The 15,778-nt window shown below is 61.8% G+C and carries 10 protein-coding genes and 3 tRNA genes; 10 read left to right on the top strand and 3 right to left on the bottom strand.

What is annotated here, in order from left to right; genetic code table 11:
• Positions 1-31 precede the first annotated feature (31 nt).
• The 4 genes from OQE56_RS17205 to OQE56_RS17190 all read left to right on the top strand — a co-directional run bounded on the left by OQE56_RS17205 (position 32) and on the right by OQE56_RS17190 (position 10,247).
• A complete protein-coding gene (locus OQE56_RS17205) occupies positions 32-6,064 on the top strand; it encodes an alpha-2-macroglobulin family protein (RefSeq protein WP_267225896.1) in 6,033 nt (2,010 codons plus the stop codon).
• Positions 6,065-6,121: 57 nt separating this feature from the next.
• Positions 6,122-8,512 (top strand): penicillin-binding protein 1C, encoded by a 2,391-nt coding sequence (pbpC, locus tag OQE56_RS17200; RefSeq protein ID WP_267225895.1) that lies wholly within the window; start codon positions 6,122-6,124, stop codon positions 8,510-8,512.
• A 92-nt stretch (positions 8,513-8,604) separates the two neighbouring features.
• On the top strand, positions 8,605-9,894 hold the full coding sequence (locus OQE56_RS17195; protein ID WP_267225894.1) for an NAD(P)/FAD-dependent oxidoreductase: 1,290 nt from the start codon (positions 8,605-8,607) through the stop codon (positions 9,892-9,894).
• On the top strand, positions 9,891-10,247 hold the full coding sequence (locus tag OQE56_RS17190; protein WP_267225893.1) for a tRNA-binding protein: 357 nt from the start codon (positions 9,891-9,893) through the stop codon (positions 10,245-10,247). Before OQE56_RS17195 ends, OQE56_RS17190 begins: the two co-directional genes overlap by 4 nt.
• On the opposite strand, the gene OQE56_RS17185 is transcribed toward OQE56_RS17190, so the two are convergent.
• Positions 10,248-11,522: an MFS transporter gene (locus OQE56_RS17185; protein WP_267225892.1), complete on the bottom strand. Its 1,275-nt coding sequence runs from the start codon at positions 11,520-11,522 to the stop codon at positions 10,248-10,250.
• Between the two features lie 70 nt (positions 11,523-11,592).
• Here OQE56_RS17185 and OQE56_RS17180 point away from each other — a divergent pair, with 70 nt between their 5' ends.
• A complete protein-coding gene (locus tag OQE56_RS17180) occupies positions 11,593-12,204 on the top strand; it encodes a TetR/AcrR family transcriptional regulator (protein ID WP_267225891.1) in 612 nt (203 codons plus the stop codon).
• 12 nt (positions 12,205-12,216) lie between these two features.
• Here the strand turns inward: OQE56_RS17180 and OQE56_RS17175 are convergent, their stop codons facing one another.
• Entirely contained in the window at positions 12,217-13,164 is a 948-nt protein-coding gene (locus OQE56_RS17175; protein WP_267225890.1) for an MBL fold metallo-hydrolase, read from the bottom strand.
• Positions 13,165-13,251: 87 nt separating this feature from the next.
• Positions 13,252-13,953 carry a pirin family protein gene (locus tag OQE56_RS17170; protein ID WP_267225889.1) on the bottom strand — a complete coding sequence of 234 codons (702 nt, stop codon included), beginning with the start codon at positions 13,951-13,953 and terminating at the stop codon, positions 13,252-13,254.
• 278 nt (positions 13,954-14,231) lie between these two features.
• Between OQE56_RS17170 and OQE56_RS17165 the strand changes: the two genes are divergently transcribed.
• From OQE56_RS17165 to OQE56_RS17145, 5 genes are all read left to right on the top strand, one after another.
• Positions 14,232-14,307, top strand: a tRNA-Gly gene (locus tag OQE56_RS17165).
• Between the two features lie 84 nt (positions 14,308-14,391).
• Positions 14,392-14,465, top strand: a tRNA-Cys gene (locus OQE56_RS17160).
• Positions 14,466-14,573: 108 nt separating this feature from the next.
• A tRNA-Leu gene (locus OQE56_RS17155) sits at positions 14,574-14,660 on the top strand.
• Between the two features lie 31 nt (positions 14,661-14,691).
• Complete coding sequence (locus OQE56_RS17150; RefSeq protein ID WP_267225887.1) at positions 14,692-14,937, top strand: hypothetical protein; 246 nt, start codon at positions 14,692-14,694, stop codon at positions 14,935-14,937.
• A 153-nt stretch (positions 14,938-15,090) separates the two neighbouring features.
• A complete protein-coding gene (locus tag OQE56_RS17145) occupies positions 15,091-15,744 on the top strand; it encodes a response regulator (RefSeq protein ID WP_267225885.1) in 654 nt (217 codons plus the stop codon).
• The last annotated feature ends 34 nt before the right edge of the window (positions 15,745-15,778 follow it).

The following is a 15,778-nucleotide window of genomic DNA, read 5'->3' as shown; positions in this document are numbered from 1 at the left end:
GTGTTCATTGGATGAAAACCAGGGAAGCATCATGGATTTGTTGCGATTTCTTCTCACGCTGCCGCTGCGCCTTTTGCGCGGGCTGTTCGCGGTCTTAGGCCTGATCCTGCGGCCCTTGCTGGGGCAGGTCAGCTGGTCGGCACCGGCATGGCTGCCGGCCACGGGTGGGTGGATTCGGCGCAGGCCGATGCAGGCTGCCGGCACGCTGGTGGCTGTGCTGCTGCTGGCTGCGGGTGGCTGGTTCGGCTGGCAGTGGTACAAGAACCGGCCCAAGCCCGTTGAGCCTTCGCGAATCGCACTGACCGTCGATGTTCCCGCGATCACCGACTACGCGCACCAGCCGATCATCATCCATCCGCTCACGGTGACGTTTTCCGGTTCGGCCGCTCCCATCGAACTTGTCGGCAAGCCGGTGACGACTGGTATCGTCATGCAGCCTGCCGCGAAGGGGCAGTGGAGTTGGGTCGATGACCACACCCTCCGCTTTGTGCCCGGCGACGACTGGCCGGTGGGGCGCCACTACGACGTGCGTTTCGACATCGCCAAGGCGTTCGCCAGCCATGTGCTGATGGCGGACGATCATTTCAGTTTCGACACCCCGGCGTTCGAGGCGAAGGTCGAGAACGGCGAGTTCTATCAGGATCCCCAGGACGCCACCGCCAAGAAGACCATTCTGCCGGTGAGCTTCAACTATCCCGTCGATACCGCAGATTTCGAGAAGCGCATTGAGGTTGGCCTGGCACAGCAAGGCAGCCGTGACGTCGCGCTCAAGTACAGCGTTACCTATGACCAGTACAAGCTACACGCCTGGATTCACTCGCAGCCGCTGGCGCTGCCTCGCGATGAGGGCGCCGTGCACTACAGCATTGCCAAGGGTGTGCGCAGCGTACGTGGCGGCGATGGCACCGGTAGTGACATCCAGGCACAGGTCCGCGTGCCTGGGCGCTATAGCCTGACCATCAACAGCGTCGATCCGACGCTCGTCGATAACGAGAAGTACGAGCCTGAGCAGGTGCTGGTAGTCAACGTCGGCGGCAGCGTGCGTGACAGCGAGCTCGCGCGACTCACCAAAGCCTGGGTATTGCCCAATCGCAAGCCCGGTGTGGAGCAGGGCGATGACGAGCCGCCTTACAGCTGGGATGTTTCCGAAGTCGGCGAGGCCGAATTGCGCAAGGCGCAGCCGCTAAAGCTGGAGCTGGTACCTACCGAGAACGAGTACGAAACGGTTCAGAGCTTCAAGTACCGTGCGGAGCCGGGGCAGCGCATTTATGTGCATGTAGAGAAAGGGATGGAATCGTTTGGCGGTTACGCCATGGGCAAGCCCTATGCCGCGGTGGTCACCGTACCCAACTATCCCAAACTGCTGCGTTTCATGGCCGATGGCTCGCTGCTTTCCGTTTCAGGCAGCAAGCGGATCTCGGTCGTATCGCGAAACCTTCCCGGCATGCGCGTGGAGGTCGGCCGCGTGCTGCCGGATCAGCTGCAGCATCTGGTGAGCTTCAACCAAGGCACGTTCGCACGTCCGGCGTTGAATTACATGTTCAGCGAAGATCACATCGTGGAGCGCTTCGAGCAGAAGCGCAGCTTCCCCAAGGGTGATCCGGCCAAGGCGCACTATGAAGGCGTGGATCTGGGGCAGTACTTGAAGGACGGCAAGCGCGGCGTGTTCCTGCTGCATCTTTCCAGCTATGACGCCGCGGCAGAGAAAAAGAGAGAGGAGGCGAAAAAGGCCGCCGAAAACGAGCCGCAGGCAGCGCCGCGCAACGATGCTTCGGAGGGTGACGAGGGAGAGGGTGAGGCCGACCAGAGCGGGATGTCGGACAACGGCGACGATGCCGGCAGCGCCAACGCCTCCGACACGCGCATGATCGTGGTTACCGACCTGGGCATGCTGGTAAAGCGTGCGCTGGACGGCAGCCAGGATGTGTTCGTGCAATCCATCCGCACCGGTCAGCCGGTGGGCGGCGCCACCGTATCGGTACTTGCCGTCAATGGTCAGACGCTTTTCAGCGAAACCACTTCGGCCGATGGCGTGGTGCATTTCCCCACGTTCAAGGGGCTGGAGCGCGAGAAGCAGCCCACCTTGTATGTCGTGAAGAAGAGTGACGATCTGTCGTTCCTTCCGATTGGTGGTTACAGCAGCTACGAACGCAAGCTCGACTTCTCACGCTTTGACGTGGGCGGCGAGCGCAATGCGCAGAACGAAGGCCAGCTGTCGGCCTATCTGTTCTCCGATCGCGGTATTTACCGTCCTGGCGATACCTTCCACGTTGGCCTGATTGTGCGCGCCGCAAGCTGGACGCGTAGCGTCGTGGGCATTCCGCTGCAGGCGGAAATCGTCGACCCGCGCGGCATGTCGGTCAAGCAGTTGCCCATGTCGATGGATGCCTCGGGTTTCGGCGAGCTCGCGTATGCGCCTGCCGAAACCGCGCCGACGGGTACCTGGACGGTCAATCTCTACATCGTCAAGGACGGCAAGCCCGGCGCGCAGATCGGCAGCACGACCGTGCAGGTGAAGGAGTTCCTGCCGGATCGCATGAAGGTGGAAGCCAAGCTCGCGGGTCAAGTGCCCGAGGGCTGGGTGAAGCCGGATCAGGTGAAGGGCATCGTCGACGTGATGAACCTGTTCGGTACGCCGGCAGCGGATCGTCGCGTCGAGGCTTCACTGACCTTGCGCCCGGCGTGGCCGGCCTTCCGTAGCTGGCCCGACTACCATTTCTACGACGTGCGCCGAGCCAAGGAGGGGTATGAGGACAAGCTGCAGGATGGCAAGACCGACGACAAGGGCCATGCCGAGTTCGATTTCGACCTGAAGAAATACGCCGACGCCACCTACCAGCTGTATTTCCTGGTGAAGGCGTACGAGCCCGAGGGTGGCCGCAGTGTGGCTGCCGCTGCGCAGACACTGGTGTCGAGCAATGACTGGCTGGTGGGCTACAAGTCTGTCGACAACCTGGACTACATCAACCGTGATGCGCCGCGCAGCGTGCATCTGGTGGCGATTGACCACGCGGCGAAGTCCATCGCACTGAAAGACCTGAAGGTACGCCTGATCGAGCGCCGCTACATCTCGGTGCTGACCAAGCAGGATTCGGGTGTCTACAAATACCAGTCCAAGCTCAAGGAAATACCGTTGAAGGAGGACGCGTTGTCCATCCCCGCCAACGGCATGGACTACGCACTGCCCACGGACAAGCCCGGCAACTACGCGCTGGTCATCGTGCGCAGCGGCGACGGCGTGGAAGTGAATCGCGTGGAGTACTCGGTGGCCGGCGCGGCGAACGTGTCGCGCTCGCTCGACCGTAACGCCGAGTTGCAGCTCAATTTGAGCAAACAGGACTATGCGCCAGGCGAGGCGGTGGATATCGCCATTCGTGCCCCGTATGCGGGCAGCGGCCTGATCACCATTGAGCGCGACAAGGTGTACGCGCACGCCTGGTTCCATGCCGACACCACCAGCTCGGTGCAGCACATCACCGTGCCCGCGGACTTTGAAGGCAACGGTTATATCAACGTGCAGTACATCCGCGATCCGTCGTCGGATGAAATCTTCATGAGCCCGTTGAGCTATGGGGTGGTGCCGTTCTCGGTGAATCTGGACGCTCGCCGCAATGCCATCCAGGTGACGTCACCGGCACTGGCGAAGCCCGGCGAGACGGTGACGTTCAAGCTGAGCGCGCCACAACCCACGCGCGCAGTGGTGTTTGCCGTGGATGAAGGCATCTTGCAGGTGGCCCGCTACAAGTTGGGCGACCCGCTGAAGTTCTTCTTCCGCAAGCGCATGCTTGAGGTGGGTACGTCGCAGATCCTCGACTTGATCCTGCCCGACTTCGAAAAGTTGATGGCCATGGCTGCGCCGGGTGGCGATGCGGATGCTGCCATCGGTCGTCAGCTCAATCCGTTCAAGCGCAAGCGCGACAAGCCGGTAGCCTTTTGGTCAGGCATTGTCGATGTGAACGGCGAGAAGGAGCTGACTTATCAGGTGCCGGATTACTTCAACGGCAAGCTCCGGGTGATGGCCGTCGCCGTCTCGTCTGATCGCATCGGTACGTTCGAGGGAAGCACCACCGTACGCGGTGACTTTGTGCTTTCGCCCAACGTGCCTACCACGCTGGCTCCTGGCGACGAGGTGGAGGTCAGCGTAGGCGTGGCCAACAACCTCACCGGCCTGAGTGGCAAGCAGGTGCCGGTGTCGGTATCGCTCAAGACCGGTCCGCAGTTGCAGGTGATTGGTGCGGCAACGCAGAGCCTTACGCTGGGCGAAATGCGCGAAGGCGTGGCGTTGTTCCGGGTCAAAGCCACGGACAAGCTGGGTTCGGGCAACCTGAGTTTCACCGCGGGTTACGGTGACAAGTCCGCGCGTCAGAGCGTGGATGTGTCGGTGCGCCCGGCGTCGGCGTATCGCACGCAGGTGGATGTCGGTCGCGTCGACGCCAACAGCAAGGTGGACAAGCCAGATCTGCGCAGCATGTTCACCGAGTACGCTTCGCGTGATGCGGCAATCTCCACGGTGCCGGTGGTACTTTCCGGCGGTCTCACCACCTACCTCGTCAACTTCCAGCACTACTGCAGCGAGCAGATCATCAGCTCGGCCATGCCGCGGCTGGTGCTGGCCAAGTGGCCTCAGGTGAAGGTGTTTGCCGATGCGCTGCAGCGGGCCATCAGCGAGAAGAAGATCAGCAACAGCGAGGCGCTGACACAGTTTCTCGATGTGTTGCATTCGCGCCAGAACGGGCAGGGCGGGTTTGGTCTGTGGGCAGCGACGCCCGATGCCAATCCGTTCGTCTCGACCTACGCGATGCATTTCATGCTGGAGGCGCGTGAACGTGGCGTGGAGGTGCCGCGCGACATGTTCGACGCTGGCAACAAGTACCTGCACCAGCTGGCCAGTGACGACACGCTGGATGGATTGCCGCTGCTGCGACAGCGCGCTTACGCCGTCTACCTGCTGACCCGCCAGGGCAACGTCACCACCAATGATCTGGCGGCGGTGCAGAAGCGCTTGCAGGAGGCTTATCCGGATCAGTGGAAAAACGATCTCGCGGCGGCCTGGCTTGCGGCGTCGTATCAGCTGCTGAAGCAGGAAAAGCAGGCGGCCCAGCTGATGGCAGGGCCTCAGAAGTTGCTGGAGCGTGCGGCAGCCGACAAGAGCTACAGCTACGACTACTACTACGATTCACTGATCCGCGATGCCAGCACGCTTTACCTGCTGAGCAAGCATTTCCCCGAGCGCGCCAAAGCGCTGTCGCCCCGTGTGATGGAAAACATCACCGAGCCGATGGAACGTGGCTGGTACAACACGCTGTCTTCGTCCATGACCCTGTTGGCGCTGGACACCTACGCCACACAAGCTGGCGGCGAGCTGGACAAGTTGCGCATCGACGAAGTGCACGGCGACGGTAGCGTGAAGGCCATTGCTGCCCTGCAGGGGAATCTGCTGCAGGCAGGCAGCTGGGATGCCACGGCCAAACGGCTGCGCTTCACGAACGGCAGCACCCTGCCGGCATGGCGCATGGTCAGCCAGGGCGGCTACGACCGCGATGCATCCGGCAAGGCCATCAGGAATGGTCTCGAGATCATTCGCGACTACACCGACGTTAAAGGCAAGTCGATCGACAAGGTGACTATTGGTCAGGAGATCGACGTGCATCTGAAGATACGTGCGACCGGCGGCTCGGGTGTGGGCAACGTCGCGATTGTTGATCTGCTGCCCGGTGGGTTCGAGCCGGTGATCCAGCCGGCGCCGGTCGTGACGGATCATCAGGACGATGGCAGCGTGCCGGCAGACCAGGGCGGCGACAGCACGGTCAAGGCCGGCGAGTGGCGTTCGCCGATTGGCGTGGGTCAGTCCAGCTGGCGCCTGGAGTATGCCGACGTGCGCGAGGATCGCGTGGTGCTCTACGGTACGGCGTTGCCGGATGTCGGCGAGTTCGTCTATCGCATCAAGGCCACCAACGCCGGCAAGTTCGTCGTGCCGCCGGCTTATGGCGAGTCCTTGTACGACCGTGCCGTGCAGGCTCGCACGGCGGGCGGCGTGACGATCGAGGTAGTTCGACAGCCCTGATCCCAAGGGCGCGCCTCCTACGGGAGGAGGCGCGCCAGGCGGCTTAAGCGCATGACCATGTCTCTGCCAATCGCTCGCTATTGCAATGCCCTGGTGCGCTGGCTGGTTCGCTGGCAGAACTGGCTGGTGGGGTTTGCCCTGCTGGCGGCGCTGTTGGTCGGGTGCCGTCTGTGGCCACATCGACCGCTCAATGCATGGTTGCCTTCATCCACGGCGGTGTATGACGCGCGTGGACGACTGCTGCGGTTGACGCTTGCCAGCGATGACCGTTATCGCCTGTGGGTGCCGTTGAAAGATATTTCTCCAGCCTTGGTCGACGGCGTGCTGTTGCACGAGGACCGCTGGTATCGCTGGCACCCTGGCGTCAACCCTTACGGTCTGTTGCGCGGCGCCTGGGTGACCTATGTGAGTCATGGCAATCGCCAGGGTGGCTCCACCGTCTCCATGCAGCTGGCGCGCTTGTTGTGGCGGCTCAATACGCGCACACCGCTCGGCAAGGCGCGGCAGGTCGTGCGGGCCGTGCAACTGGAACTGTTCTATTCGAAGAGCGAGATTCTGGAGGCGTACCTCAATTACGCACCCTACGGCCGCAATGTCGAGGGCGTGGGTGCCGCCAGCGTGGCCTACTTCGACAAGCCCGCCAGTGCGCTCAGCTTGCCCGAGGCGTTGACACTGGCCGTCATACCGCAGGACCCCACCCGCCGGCTGCAGGGAGGCGCCGATGCGCCCGATGTGATCGGCACGCGACTCACCGCATCGCGCAATCGTCTGTTTGCACGATGGAAAGCGCACCATCCCGAGGACGGCACGTTACAGCCGCTGTTTGCCTTGCCGCTGCGCTTGCGTCCGCTTTCCCAGCTGCCATTTGAGGCGCCGCATGCGGTCGATCAGGTGCTGTCGCAACGGCGCATAGTCCCACCGCAAGCGCAGGACAGCCGTGTCGTCACGACGCTGGATCTGGACCTGCAGCATGTGCTGGAACGGCAGGTCAGCCGATACATCGAGCGCAATGATGGACGAGGCATCCGCAATGCTGCGGCCGTACTAATCGACACGCGCGACATGGGCATCAAGGCGCTCATTGGCTCTGCCGATTATGCGAACGCTGCCATCCAGGGGCAGGTCAACGGTACGCTCGCCAAGCGTTCGCCGGGTTCGACGCTCAAACCTTTCATCTATGGCCTTGGTTTTGATCAGGGCGTATTGCATCCCCAGACCGTGTTGCGCGACGTGCCTACGGCGTTCGGTCCCTACACGCCGGAAAACTTCGATGGCCATTTCCTGGGCCCGGTAACCGCGACCGAAGCGTTGGTGCGTAGCCGCAACATTCCCGCGGTATGGGTAGCGTCGCAGTTGCAGCAGCCGACGTTCTATCAGTTCCTGCGCGATGCCGGTATCAGCCGCATGGCGAGCGAAAAGCATTACGGCCTTGCGCTGGTGCTTGGCGGTGGTGAAGTGACCATGCAGGAGCTGGGCGGCCTTTACGCGATGCTCGCCAATCGCGGCGAATTCCGTACCTTGCGCTTGCTAGCCAGCGAGCAACAAGGAGGCAGCACGCGCCTGCTCAGTGACGAGGCGAGCTTCATGGTGATGGATATGCTGCGGCAGAATCCGCGCCCTGATGAAACCACCGGTGCCCAACCCGATCGCCTCCCGGTGTATTGGAAGACCGGCACTTCCTGGGGTTTCCGCGACGCCTGGACCGCGGGCAGCTTCGGCCCCTACGTGCTGGTGGTCTGGGTAGGCAACTTCGACGGTAGCAGCAATCCGGCGTTTGTCGGTGTGGAGGCTGCCGCGCCGCTGTTCTTCCAGATGGTCGACGCGCTGCGTGCAGCACAGCCGCAGATGGCAGAGCCGATTCGCCACATGCCTGCGCATCTGCGCCGCGTGGAAATCTGCCTTGCCAGTGGTGACCTGCCGAACCAGTGGTGCCCTCAGCGGGGCATGACCTGGTTCATTCCCGGCAAGTCGCCGATTCGCGTAAGCCAGGTGCATCGGCCTGTGTTGATCGACGATGCCACCGGCCAACCGGCGTGTCCGCCGTACGCGGGCAAACGTACGCACGTTGAGGTCTATGAGTTCTGGCCATCCGAATTGCAGCGGGTGTTTGTGCAGGCCGGCATGCCGCGCCGCACGCCACCCCGCAACGATGCCTGCGGAAATGGAAGCATCGATGGCGAGCCGCCGGCCATCACCTCCCCCTTGAAGGGCAGCATCTATGCCATGCGCCTGAAATCGGCCGGTGAAGATCGCATCGCCTTCAATGCCAATGCCGACGCCTCGGTTCGCGAGATGTACTGGTTCGTCAACGACGCCTATGTGGGGCGTACCGCGCCGGGCGAGCCGCTGTTCTGGCAACCACCAAACGCGGGCAACTATGAGGTGCGCGTCGTGGATGACAGAGGCCGCAGCGATGATCGTCCGTTAGGCGTCACCCTCGTCGAGTAGCCTGCCGGCTGTGCCATGCGTCATGTCGCAGTCGGGCGCTGCGGCTGCGCTATGCTTGATCGTCATCACCGAGACAGGCGTAAGCACACCGCATGACCTCGTCACCGGCTGTTTCCTATTACCGCGCCACGGCTACGCCGTATGAACCGTTTGCTGCCCTGCAGGGAAAAACGGACGCGCGCATTGCCATCATCGGTGGCGGTTATGCCGGCTTGCATACGGCACTCGGCCTCGCGGAACGAGGTATCCGCGACGTAGTGCTGCTGGAGCGGGAGCAGGTGGGTTTTGGCGCATCTGGCCGCAACGGCGGCTTCGTGTTCGGCGGTTATTCATTGGGTGAGCAGTCGTTGCTCGAGCAGCAGGGCGAGGCCTCGGCCCGCGCACTGTTCCGGTTGACCACCGAAGCCGTCGCACGTATTCGCCGCCGCGTTGCGCAGTACGCCATTCCCTGCGATATCGTCGATGAAGGTGTGATCTGGGCCAACTGGTTCCGCGATCCCGCGGTGCTGCGGCAGCGCCAGGAACTGTTGGCCAGGCACTACAACGTATCGTGGGAGTGGCTGCCCCAGCACGAACTGCGCGAACGCATTCACACGCAACGTTATTTCGATGGTCTGTACGAGCGTGATGCGCTCCATCTTCATCCGCTCAACTTCGCCATCGGGCTTGCCGGCGCCGCGGCATCGCAGGGTGTACGCATTCACGAACATACGGATGTCTGGAAGTTGCACCGCGACGGTTTGCGTTGGCGCATCGAAACGGCGCAGGGCGCCGTCCACGCGGATCAGGTGGTACTTGCCTGCGGCGGCTATCTGGCCGGATTACGGCGGCAGGTGGATCGGGCCATCCTGCCCATTGCCACCTATGTGATGGTGACCGAGCCGTTGGGTGACCGCCTCGGCGAATGTCTGCGCACACGCTCGGCGGTCTACGATTCGCGATTCGCCTTCGACTATTACCGGCCCTTGCCCGACACCCGCCTGTTATGGGGAGGCCGCATTTCGGTGCGGGATCGTTCGCCACGTGGCGTGCAACGGTTGCTTACGCAGGATCTCTTGCGCGTCTTCCCGCAATTGAAAGGAGTGCGCGTCGACTACGCCTGGTCGGGCCTGATGAGCTATGCGCGGCATCAGATGCCGCAGATCGGCAGCAGCCATGATGGACTCTGGTGGGCCCAGGCGTTCGGTGGGCACGGCCTGGCACCGACGTGCGCCGCGGGTGATCTGCTGGCGTCGGCTATTGCCGAGGGTGATGATCGCTGGAAGCAATTCGCCAGCTACGGCCTGGCACGTACCTACCGGCCATTCGGCTACCTCGGTGCGCAGGCCAGCTATTGGTGGCAGCAGAGCAAAGACTGGTTCAAGACGAGACTGGAAGGATGAGCGAAATCAACTCAACGACACCCGCAGACATCAGCTGGGCCGACTTCGAGAAGATCTGGATGGTGGCGGGCACCGTGACACGTGTGGAGCCATTTCCCGAGGCGCGCAAGCCCGCGTGGAAAGTTTGGGTGGACTTTGGTCCGTACGGTGAGAAGAAGACCAGTGCACAGATTGCGCATCTCTATCGCGCGGAAGATCTGTTAGGCCGGCAGATTGTTGGGGTAATCAATTTTCCCGAGAAGCAGATCGGGCCGTTCCGTTCGCAATTCCTGCTGACCGGTTTTCCGACGGACGACGGCGTTGTCATCACTGCGATCGAACGCCCTGTGCCCAACGGTACGCGGCTGGCGTGATCAGCTCGCCTGCAGCACCGGTTGCAGGTGAGCGCGCCGGCGGATCATCAAGGCAAGGCCTGATGCGATCAAACCGGTGACGCCAGCCACGACAAACGGTTGCAGGTAGTCGCCATTCTGCGTGCGCAACGCGCCCGCGAAGAACGCCGCGCTCGCTGCGCCGATCTGATGGCCGGCCGCCACCCAACCAAACACCACCGGCGCATCGCGATCACCAAAGGCCTCCGTAGCGAGGCGGAGCGTCGGCGGCACCGTCGCGATCCAGTCGAGGCCGTAGAACATGCCAAACAGGGAGAGGCTGGTCAGGGAGAAATCGGAGTAGGGCAGCCAGATCAGCGACAGCCCACGCAAGCCGTAGTACACGAACAGCAGTTTGCGCGGGTCGTAACGGTCAGTCAGCCAGCCTGACAAAGTGGTGCCGATCAGGTCGAACGCGCCCATCATCGCCAACAGGCTGGCAGCACGAACCTCAGGGATGCCGTGGTCGCCGCACATCGCGATGAAGTGCGTACCGATCAGGCCATTGGTGGTGAAGCCGCAGATGAAGAAGGTGGCAAACAGAAACCAGAAGGTGCGCTGCCTTGATGCTGTCACCAGGGTACCGATGGCGATGGAAAGCAGGTTGCGGCGAGGCGCCGTATCGGCGTCATCTTCCGTAGCGCCGTAGGGACGCAGGCCAATATCCGCGGGCCGTTCCGGCAGCAGCCACCACGCCAGCGGTATCAAGAGCGCGCAGCCAGCGGCGACGGTCCAGACCACCGGGCGCCAGCCGCCATGTTCGGCAATGACGGCCAGTGCGGGCAGAAATGCCAGCGTACCTGTCGCGGTGCTCGCGGTAAGCAGCCCCATCATCAAGCCGCGATGGGTGACGAACCAGCGGTTCACCACGGTGGCGCCAAGCACGATGGCCACGCAACCCGAACCCACGCCGGAAAACACGCCCCATGTCACTATCAGGTGCCAGGGCTGCGTCATCCATGCGCTAGCCGAGATCGATACGGTCATAAGGGTTAGCGCACCGATCAGCGTGCGTCGGATACCCACCGCCTGCATCAGCGCGGCGGCGAACGGCCCCACCATGCCGTACAGGAAAATACCCAGGGCGGCTGACAACGAAATGGTGTCCCGGCTCCAGCCAAAGGCCTTGCCCAAGGGAAGGATCAATACGCCGGGTGCCGCGCGTACACCTGCGGCGGCGAGCAGCGCCAGAAAGATCACACCGGCAACGACAAAGGCGTACTTCTGGCCGAAAGGGCGGGAGCGCGGTATAGTCATGTTACCGACCGGTACGTTGGGTTGGTGGATCATACGTACCGATCGGTAACATCGTCAAGAGTTACCTGCCATGCCGACCAAACGCTCGTCATCATCGACCGTCGATACCCACGACGAGACCAAACCGAAGGCGGCTGAACGCATCCGTCGCACGGCACGTGAGCTCTTCTATCGGGAGGGCATCCGCGCCATTGGCGTGGAGGAGATCGTCAGCCGGGCCGGTGTCACCAAGCCCAGCCTGTATCGCAGTTACGCCTCCAAGGACGATCTGGCTGCCGAGTATCTGCGAGATTACGAAATGGCCTTCTGGTCGGTGTTCGAGGCCGGCGCAGAGGCTCATCCCGGCGACGCACGGGCGCAGCTGATGTTCTATATCGAGCGGTTGGCGCAGCGCGCCACGCAAGCGAGTTATCGCGGCTGTGGCTTGACCAACGCCGTGGTGGAGTATCCCGGCGACGATCATCCCGCGCGTAAGGTAGCCCAGACGCACAAGCGCAAATTGCGGGCACGGCTGGCCGAGATGTCCGCCGCCATGGGCGCAAAAGAGCCCGAGGTACTGGCAGATGGCCTGCTGTTGTTACTCGAAGGCACCTATGCGTCGGGGCAGTTGTTCGGGCGTCAGGGGCCGGCACGTTCGCTGGTAGCTGTCGCAGAGCAATTGATCAACGCGTCCTTGCGTTGAAGTGCCGTCGCGTCAGTTGGCGCGGCGTTGCTGACTATCCAGCCACACGCCGAGGCCCTGCGCGTTGAGCTCGATGTCCATCGCGAGAATCTCAAGCAATCTGGCGCGGTCGCCATGCCAGCCATGAGCCAGGGCACGCGAGAGATAAAGTTCGGTGAGCTGCTCCTTCATGGCCTCGTGCCGTTGCGAGGTATCACGCGCGTTTTGTTGCGCAGTGTGCGCGATGGCCACCATGGCATCGATTTGCACATGCAGATCACCCGCCAACCGTTCCAGATCCTCGACGCGATTGAAGTGCGTGACGTAGATCGCTTCGGGTTTCAACGACATTAAGCGACGGATGGACGCGTGCAACGCATCGGGATCGAACTGCACTGGTGTTGTGGTGGGCAGAATGAATGCGCCGTTCGACGTATCGAATTCGCGATAGGACAAGCCAAACGTGTCGCCGGTGAAACAGACGTTGGCGCGTTCGTCATAGATGCTCATATGGTGACGCGCATGCCCCGGCGTATCCAGGCAGCGCAGTGGCCGGCCGGACAACATCACCACATGGCCGTCCGGTGTCTCCGTGACACGTTCGGCGGGAATGGGGCGCAGCGTCCCATACGTCGCAGCCATGACGTCCTCACCGTAGACCGCCGATGCACAGGCCCAAAGCTGGCTCGGATCGATCATGTGACGCGCACCACGGGGATGCACGGCGACGCGCGCGTTCGGCAAGTGCGCCATCAGCTCACCCGCGCCGCCTGCGTGATCGAGATGCACGTGCGTGAGAATCAGCCAGTCGACATCGGCAGGAGACAGGCCGGCGTCGCTCAGTCCGCGCAACATGCGTGGCACGGAGTAGTTGGTGCCGCAGTCGATGAAGGCGCCGTGGCCGTTCTCTACGACGAGGTAAGCCGCATCGAAATGCGGGCGAACGAAACCAGTGTCGATCGTATGAATGCCGTGACTCATCGCTAACCTCGCACTGAAGGAATCAGGCGAGGTTAGCAAGTCAGGTAAGTCGGCACAGCCCCACGATGGTCGAGCAGACCGGGCTGCTCAGGGGGCAGAGTCGACCAATACAATCTCGGCGTCTTCCAGCGCGGTTACGCTGATCTTGGCTTCATTGCGAATGGCCGCGCCGTCGCGTTCGTCCAGCTTCACGCCGTTGACTTCCACCTTGCCTTTGGACGGCACCAGATAAGCGAAGCGATGCGGGCCGAACTCGTATTCAGCGGTTTCGCCAGCCTTCAAGGTGGCGCCGAGAACACGTGCATCGGTACGAAGCGGCAGGGCGTCGGTGTCGTCCTTGAATCCACTGGCCAGCGCAACGAAACGTCCCGAGCGGTCACCCACAGGGAATGGTTTGGTACCCCATGACGGCGGGTTGCCCTGCTCATTAGGAATGATCCAGATCTGGAAGATGCGTGTGGTGCCCGGTTCCAGGTTGTATTCCGCATGCGTAATGCCGGTACCTGCGCTCATCACCTGCACGTCGCCCGCAACCGTGCGGCCCTTGTTGCCAAGGTTGTCCTGATGCGTGATGGCACCCTCGCGCACATAGGTGATGATTTCCATGTCACCGTGCGGGTGCGGAGGAAAGCCGGTCTGTGGCGCAATGGTGTCGTCGTTCCATACGCGCAACGCACCCCAGCCCATGCGCGAACCGTCGTAGTAGTTGGCAAACGAAAAATGATGCTTGGCGTCGAGCCAGCCGTGGTTGGCTCCACCAAGAGCGTTGAAAGGGCGACGTTCAATCATGCTGCTCTCCTTTGGATAACTGCGCCGTATCGGCATGCCAACAAGATAGGGCAGTACTCCACGGATACCAGTCGTTGCGGTGGGAACGGACTGTTGCCAAAAACGCTTATTCCCTCAGGTTAAGCATGCGCCGCGACGAGTCCGTGAAAAGCGGGAAGGGAGCGATGCGGGCCTCGGCAGGGGTGCCTGGTCGCGCAGGGAGAATCCGCACATCTGGAAAAATTTCATCTCAGACTCTTCACAAATGCCGCCTTTCTGTTACTATTTCTGACTCCGATGCGGGAATAGCTCAGTTGGTAGAGCACGACCTTGCCAAGGTCGGGGTCGCGAGTTCGAGTCTCGTTTCCCGCTCCAGTTTTCAGCAAAACCTCGGAATACCGGGGTTTTGTTTTTTCAGGGGATGGTAGCTGCCGTTTCGGGTTACGATCTCCGCGCAATGGCCTGGTGGCAGAGTGGTCATGCAGCGGCCTGCAAAGCCGTGTACGCCGGTTCGATTCCGACCCAGGCCTCCATTGCGCAGCAAGACATATCAACCCGCCTTACGGCGGGTTTTTTATTGCCACGCCTCGCACGAGAGCGTGTACGGCGCGCATGCTAGGATGCGCAGCCTTCCGCTAATGGCCCGGATGGCGAAACTGGTAGACGCAAGGGACTTAAAATCCCTCAGCCGCAAGGCTATGCGGGTTCGATCCCCGCTCCGGGCACCACATAAGGCGCGACCCTGCTACCGGGGGAATCATGAATAGCGTACGTTTTTTTGGCCCCTACGATGACCGCGTAGCCGCTGAATTGCCGGAAGGTTTCGTCGTGGGTACGTGCAAAGGTGAGTGTGTGATCACCGATGGCAGTGCCATCACCGGCGTGTTCAGGCGCACTGGCGAGCAGCGCTGGCTGGATGAAACCGGGAATGCCATGACGGTTCTGGTTGAGGAGGTGGACCTCGATCGCGCCGCACTGCGCAACTGGTCGACGGGCGTGGAATAGTCCGAGCTATGGGTGTGGCGCATGGGTTGTAGGGGAATATCGTTCAATCTCGTAGGGTGACTTGGATGGTAGGTTTCTTTTGCCCTTCAAGCGCTTGCATTACGCCACGCCGCGGCCTATGTTCATCCAACTAACCCAAGGAGGGTGTCATTGGTGATCAAGGTAGTTCTGATTGACGATCACGAGCTGGTGCGCACTGGATTCAGGATGATCCTGCAGCAACAGCCGGATATGCAGGTTTGCGGCGAAGCCGCCACTGCTGAGGATGGCCTGCGGCTCATTCGCGCCAAGGCCCCGGACATTGCGCTGGTCGACGTACACATGCCAGGTATGAGTGGCATCGAACTGACTGAGCGCGTATCTCGCTCCAAGATGGATACCTTCATCATCATCGTAACGGTGGTGGATGACGCGCGTTTTCCCAAGCGTCTGTTGGACGCTGGTGCCTTGGGCTATCTCACCAAGGGATGCGCTGCGGAGGAGTTGCTCGATGCCGTCCGTCAGGTGGCCATGGGGCGCCGTTACCTCGCCCCGGCCGTTGCACAGCAATTGGCGTTGGCCACGCTGGACGGCGAAGGCTCACCGTTCGATGCGCTGTCCAGTCGTGAGCTGGAGGTGGCCATGATGCTGGTACGTGGCAAGCCGCTCACCACGATCGGCGAACAGCTTAATCTCAGCCCCAAGACTGTTTCCACGTACAAGCAGCGCCTGATGGAGAAGCTGCAGGTAGACCACGTGATCAGTCTCGCGCACCTGATGACCATCCACGGATTGCTCGACACACACAACAATCAAGTGGGTGGCTGACAGCTGTCGGTTAAGTCATCAAACAAAAAAAAGC

Source organism: Dyella silvae (assembly GCF_026421305.1).
GTDB lineage: Bacteria > Pseudomonadota > Gammaproteobacteria > Xanthomonadales > Rhodanobacteraceae > Dyella > Dyella silvae.
The sequence above is the reverse complement of the archived record's forward strand: the minus strand, read 5'-3'. Positions and strand labels throughout refer to the sequence as shown.